This is a genomic window from Perlabentimonas gracilis, assembly GCF_011174675.1.
Taxonomy (GTDB): domain Bacteria; phylum Bacteroidota; class Bacteroidia; order Bacteroidales; family Tenuifilaceae; genus Perlabentimonas; species Perlabentimonas gracilis.
This window is the reverse complement of the sequence record NZ_JAANIG010000011.1, coordinates 108657-114879: the sequence shown is the minus strand read 5'-3', so window position 1 is coordinate 114879 and position 6223 is coordinate 108657. Positions and strand designations below refer to the sequence as shown.

Annotated in this window: 4 protein-coding genes; 3 read left to right on the top strand and 1 reads right to left on the bottom strand. The window is 46.6% G+C overall.

Annotation, left to right across the window (positions count from 1 at the left end):
- Window positions 1–248 precede the first annotated feature (248 nt).
- The 3 genes from G8O23_RS07185 to G8O23_RS07175 are packed head-to-tail and all read left to right on the top strand — an operon-like array spanning window position 249 to window position 4874.
- Entirely contained in the window at window positions 249–2171 is a 1923-nt protein-coding gene (locus tag G8O23_RS07185) for a tetratricopeptide repeat protein (RefSeq protein ID WP_166363234.1), read from the top strand.
- A 50-nt stretch (window positions 2172–2221) separates the two neighbouring features.
- Window positions 2222–3169: an OmpA family protein gene (locus G8O23_RS07180; protein WP_166363232.1), complete on the top strand. Its 948-nt coding sequence runs from the start codon at window positions 2222–2224 to the stop codon at window positions 3167–3169.
- Window positions 3159–4874, top strand: coding sequence for an OmpL47-type beta-barrel domain-containing protein (locus tag G8O23_RS07175; RefSeq protein WP_166363230.1), 1716 nt, complete (start codon window positions 3159–3161; stop codon window positions 4872–4874). Before G8O23_RS07180 ends, G8O23_RS07175 begins: the two co-directional genes overlap by 11 nt.
- Here the strand turns inward: G8O23_RS07175 and hydF are convergent.
- Entirely contained in the window at window positions 4855–6069 is a 1215-nt protein-coding gene (gene hydF, locus G8O23_RS07170; protein ID WP_166363228.1) for a [FeFe] hydrogenase H-cluster maturation GTPase HydF, read from the bottom strand. The two genes, G8O23_RS07175 and hydF, sit on opposite strands and share 20 nt — an antisense overlap.
- Between the last annotated feature and the right edge of the window lie 154 nt (window positions 6070–6223).

Genomic DNA, 6223 nt, shown 5'->3' with positions numbered 1-6223 from the left:
CTCAGGAAAAAATACCGACAATAAGGCCTTTAGGCTTTCTTGTGTTTCCATACCCAAAGGTAATAACTCTTCTCCAGCACCTCAAAATAATATTTAGCCTTGATTTGCCTTAGTAATGGCGAATTGAGGTGGCATTGACCAATATCACCGTTTTTTATAGCCCAGTGATGTATCGCCGGTAAGGGTTTCGCCTATATTTGTAGGCAGCGGATTGTTGAGCACCACAACACACCATAAACAAGTTTACCATGAGAATATGTGGAACCACCTTTACAACTTTTCTTCTCCTCTTCTTTCTGGGAACCTCTCAACTGTTTGGTCAGTTTCAGCAAGAGCTGCCCGAAAACCTTGTTAAGGAGCTTGATGAGCATTTAACCCAAGCAAAGTCGCTGGAAACCTCCGGCGATTTCAATCAGGCTGCCTTTCATACCAACCGAATTGCCAACATATACTGGTTAAATGGATTCCCAGCCAAAGCGGTTGAATTCTTTGAAAAGACCATTGAGCTAAACAAAAAGATAGGAAACCTTAACGCCCAACGTACTCTGTACAACAATATCGGTATGGTGTATATCGATGAGGAGGACTACCCCAAATCGCTGGACAACTTCCAGAAGTCGCTTGCCATTGCCCGCCAAATGAACCGTAAGCCCGATATTGCGTCGGCATTAATAAACGTGGCCAACGTGCAATCGGAATGGGGCAAGCACAGCGATGCTGCCACAACCCTTGAGGAGGCCCATACGCTGGCGCGCGAGCTGAACGACGAGCGTATGCTGCGCAACTGCTACTCGCTGCTAACCGATGTATACGAAAAGCTGGGCGATAAGGAAAAATCGGCAGAGTATTTCTCCCTTTTCACAGCCATATCGCAAAAAATTCAGCGCGAGCAAATTCGTCAGCGCGATATCCAGGCACAGCAAATGGTTGAGAAAGCCAAATCGGAGGTAAGCGAGATAGAGCAAATGCGCCAAGCTACCGAAGAGGAGCTGCTCGATAAGCAGCGCGCGCTGAAGGAAACCGAAGAAAGTTTGGTGCAGGTTGAAGAAATATCGAGAGAAAGGGAGATGCAGATTGACCTGCTAAGCAAAGAGAAGGAATTACAAGACGCCATTATAAAAAACCAAAAGCTGGTTCGGAATGTTTTTATCTTCATCATTTTTGTGGTGATGTGCTTTGCTGCACTATTTCTATACAACCTTAATGTCAAGAAGAAAGCCAACGATAAGCTGCAGAAGCAGAACAAGGAGATAGCCGAGCAAAAGGATTTGATTGAGCAGGTTAACCAAGATTTGGGCCTTGCATTCAACAGAATTGAGAAGCAGAATCGCGATATTACAAGTAGTATCAATTACGCCCAACGGATTCAGGAAGCATTACTGCCTAACCCGGCAACCCTTTCGAGCATTTTCCCCGACTCGATGGTATACTTCCAGCCCCGCGATATCGTAAGCGGCGACTTTTACTGGTACACTGGTTACGGGTCGCCCAAAGCATTGGCAGATGACCCAAGAGAGAATTTCATTAAGATACCCAGCTTAGCAAATTCCGAAAAAGGTTTTCTTATCTCGGCTGTAGATTGCACAGGGCATGGCGTGCCAGGTGCGTTTATGAGTATGATTGGCTTTAACCTGCTCGAAACCATTACTCGCAATGGCACAATCATACCAAACCAAACCCTAAGGAAGCTACACAATGCCATTCGTTACCTACTAAAACAGGAAACCACCGACAACCGCGACGGCATGGATATGGCCCTTTGCGCCATTACCGATGGAGGGAGAAAAGTACATTTTGCTGGCGCTAAAAATCCGTTGATATCCATTTGCGATGGAGAGCTTACCTACATCAGGGGCGATGTGTACCCCATTGGCGGCTTACAAAAAGAGGGGGAACGCGAATTTGCTGTACATACCATTAACGTGGAGAAACCCACCTCGTTCTATATTTTTTCCGATGGCTACACCGACCAGTTTGGGGGGCAGCATGGCAAGAAATTTGGCACAAGGACATTCAAGCAGCTGCTGCTCGAAATAAATCATCTCCCAATGCAGGAGCAGCTCACTGTGCTTAAAGAGAAGATGGCTAGCTGGATGGGTAAAGAACACAAGCAAATTGATGACATTATAGTTATTGGGTTCAGAGTAATACCAGGCGAAGTTGATTTGTAAAACATTTTTACTAAATTTAAGGCACAATACATCCACAAACTAAAAATTGAATGAAACACACCTACGCCTTTATAGCTTTAGTACTATTCTTGACAGGAACCCTGTGTGGACAAACCCATACAAAGCACGAGGCAAAGCTATTTGTCGACAGTACCGGGCAGGTATACACCCGTGCCGATGCTCCTGCATACATCTTTATTGCCCCTGCCGATGCCGAGGATCAGCTAATGCTTGTACCCAGCACCGACAAGGCAGCCAACCCTATGCAGTGGGATGGCGCTGGGAAGCATTACATTACACACAAGGACAAGGAGCGCAATATGGATATCCGATTCCGTATTCTCGCCGATGGAGAACCACCCAAAACCACCATGGAGTTCCAGAGCGGTTTGCTATTCAAGTATAACAACATCTTTTTTGCCGAGAGCGGCTCGGCAGCTACGCTTACGAGCTTTGATGACATGTCGGGAGTTTCCCAATCTTTCATTTCAATTGATGACAACAGTTTTGCAGAATTCAATCAACCCATAACATTCTCAGGCAATAAGGAATACGAGGTTCAAGTATATTCAACCGATAACGTAGGGAACACCGAGGATCCAAAATCATACAGAGTGGTAACCACAACAGAAGCTGCTGTTCAAATGGAGAATATTTACTTCGAAACTAACAGCACCTCGCTTAATGCAAAATCAATAGCAGAGCTAAATAAGCTGGTCGAAATCCTGAAGCAGTTCCCATCGGTTCACCTTGAGATAGGTGCTCATACAGACTCCAAGGGAAACCCTAACTACAACCTTGGGCTGTCGGAACGTCGTGCACAAACAGTTGTAAACTACCTTAAATCCAGAAGCATACCCGAAGGTAGGCTAGCGGCCAAAGGATATGGCGAAACAATGCTTATTAATGAATGTGCTAAGGGCGTTGAGTGCCCCGACTCAAAACACAGGGAAAACCGGAGGGTTGAGTTTGTTATAACCAAGGTAGATGAAAACTAACCCTAAAATAAGGGACAAGATGAAGGTTCGTATTATTCTTTACATATTCGCAATTCTTTCCTTTGCCTTTATATCACAAGAAATATTGGCGCAGGACACCAAAACGTTTTATGTCGACTCCACAGGACGACTCTTCGTAAACCCCGGTACACCAGTATACCTATACCTCTCCACCTCGCCCACGGGTGAGGATGCTGTTAGGGTGCAAAGCATACAGCCCGAGGGAAACCCAATGTACTGGGATGGTCACGGGGTGCACTACCTAACCCATATGGATTTGTATCTAGGTCGTAAAATCCGTTTCGGCCTGTTTGCCGATGGCCGTCCTCCCCAAACATTGGCCAAATTCAATGTGAAAGAGGGTGTTCAGCGAGGCAACAAGGTATTCCTATCGGGAAGCGCGGTGCTTGAGCTGGCATCCATCGATCCGCACTCGGGCGTTAAGAGCATACACTACTCGGTTAATGGCTCCGAGTACCAACCATACACACAACCCCTAACATTTGACAGGGATGGTGAGTTTAGCGTGCGCTTTTACGCCATCGACAACGTGGGTAATCGCGAGGATGAAGGGGAACGAGTAATTGTGATAGACACCACCCCTCCCACCACAACACTAACCATCGATGGCCCACAGCACAACGAGGTTGTTGCATCAAGCACTAAGTTTGTTTTAACTGCAACCGATTCGCTAGGTGTACAATCGACCCATTACACAATTAACGAGGGCAACGAGCTTCGCTACACTCGCCCCATAAGCCTATCGCACCTACCCGAAGGCGTGCATTCAATAGCGTGGTACTCCATTGATGAGGTTGGGAATACGGAGCAGAAGCAATCGTTCGAGTTTTTTGTCGATAGAACCCCTCCCATGGTTTTCGAGGAGATATCGGGCAATACTTACATGGTAGCTGGGCGAGAGTACTCCTCGGGGCGCAGTCAGCTTCGCATTGTGGCGGTCGATAATAAGGCGGGGGTTAAGGAGATATACTACTCCATAAACAACTCGCCATTCCAGCTATACGAAAAGCCCATTTTCCTTTCGGAGATTTCGGGAGCCGTTTCCGTTCGTTCGTACGCCATCGACAACGTTGGGAACAGAGGCGTTAGCGATGCTGAGGGGCAACAGTTCTCGATGCCCGAGGTGGATATTACCGGGCCCAACATCAGCCATTCATTCACAGGGAAAAGAGTTACCCTTCGCGACACCATTTGGATTAGCCCAATTACTAAAATCAATATTCACTCTAACGACAGGGGCTCTGGGCTAAACAGAATTGAATACCGACTCAACAATAACACACCTATTGAATATTCAGCTCCCTTTACGGTTGAGCAGCAAGGGTATCATACAGTAAATAGCAGCGCTTGGGATAACGTGGAGAATCTAAACATATCATCCTTTGGATTTGGGGTCGATAACCAAGCACCCCAGATCTTTTACCATTTCTCGGTAAAACCATATAAGAAGCAACCTGATGGTGAGCTAAATGTATTTCCGCCTAACGTGCAGCTGTACGTTGCCGCCACCGACGACAAAGTGGGAGTTGACCGAATTACCGTAACCGTTAATGGAGGTAGAGAGAGAAACTACACACAACCCATAAGCGGATTTAAGCTTAACCAGCTTAACACCGTTACGCTAAAGGCAACGGATAGGCTGGGCAACGAAAGTTCCCAAACATTTACTTTTTGGATTGAGTAAAGGGAGCCACAGCCCTACTAAAAATTCCGTGGATATAGGCAATGGCCATCCCAAAGTTAGTTACAGGAACTCCCGCCTCAACTGCAGGCCGAAGCCTGTTTTGCAGTTGCTTTGGTGTAACAACACAACCTCCACACTGAATAACAAGGGCGTAATCGGTAATTGGTCGGGGCAGGTTATCGAGTCCGGCAACTATGTCGTACTCCAATTTTTTACCCGTAAATGTGCTAATCCAATTAGGAATTTTTACTCGCCCAATATCATCGCATGAAACATGGTGGGTACAGCTCTCGAGTAGCAGCACTCTATCGCCATCCTTCAACGCAGATATTTTGGGAGTCCCCTCTATGTAGCTATAAAAATCGCCCTTAAGGCGAGCCAGCAATATGCTAAAGCTGGTTAGGGGTACTTCCATTGGCACAATTTGGCTCACCGCGCCAAACATTTGACTATCGGTTACTGCCAGGGCAGGTTTTATTCCTGTACTCTTCAGAAACCCCTCCAGCTCTGTCTCCTTTAACACGATGGAAATGGCATCGTTATCCAGCGCATCGCGGATGGTTTGTACCTGGGGGAGAATTAGGCGCCCAGCAGGCGCCTCAGTATCGATGGGTGTTATAAGCAGCACCACATCGCCCTTGCCAACCATCCCACCCAGAAGGGTGGGCTTTTGCCATGATACCTCGGGGATAGCTTTGTGAATTGCCTCAACCAGCACATCGAAACCAAAACCCGTTCTGGCCGATACTTCAACCACTGCTGGTTGCGCATCTAGCCTTTCTAGTCTCAGCCTAAACTCGGGTATAATGGGGGAAATATCATACTTGCTGTGCACAACTATAAAGGGAACTTCGTAACGCTTAAATTCTACCACCAGATTATCCTCAAAACTGCCCCACGTATTGCTTGCCACCAGCAGAATGGCCAAATCGACCTGGCGAATGGAATCGTGAGTTTTGGCAATGCGTTGCTGACCTAGATCGCCCACATCGTCAATTCCTGCTGTGTCAACTAAAATTACTGGGCCAAAGTTTAGTATCTCAAGCGATTTTTTAACTGGGTCGGTTGTTGTACCTGGCACATCGGAAACAATGGCTACCTGCTGGCCAACCAGCATGTTTACCAAAGAGCTTTTCCCATTATTGCGACGGCCGTAAATACCAATATGCGGTTTCGATTCCTTACCTCTACTCATAACGTAGCGTTTTGAGGGCAAAGGTAATATTTTGGTTAACACCATTAAGCACCTTAACACGGGTAATAATCAACTTGAAGATGCTACAAGCTAAAACAAGATTGATTATAAATTACTCGAAAACATCCACTTTCCGAGCAACACAAGAACAGGT

Excerpts from the sequence above, each read along its gene's own strand:
- G8O23_RS07175 (WP_166363230.1), top strand. The coding sequence starts at position 3,159 with ATGAAAACTAACCCTAAAATAAGGGACAAGATGAAGGTTCGTATTATT.
- hydF (WP_166363228.1), bottom strand. The coding sequence starts at position 6,069 with ATGAGTAGAGGTAAGGAATCGAAACCGCATATTGGTATTTACGGCCGT.
- G8O23_RS07185 (WP_166363234.1), top strand. The coding sequence starts at position 249 with ATGAGAATATGTGGAACCACCTTTACAACTTTTCTTCTCCTCTTCTTT.
- G8O23_RS07180 (WP_166363232.1), top strand. The coding sequence starts at position 2,222 with ATGAAACACACCTACGCCTTTATAGCTTTAGTACTATTCTTGACAGGA.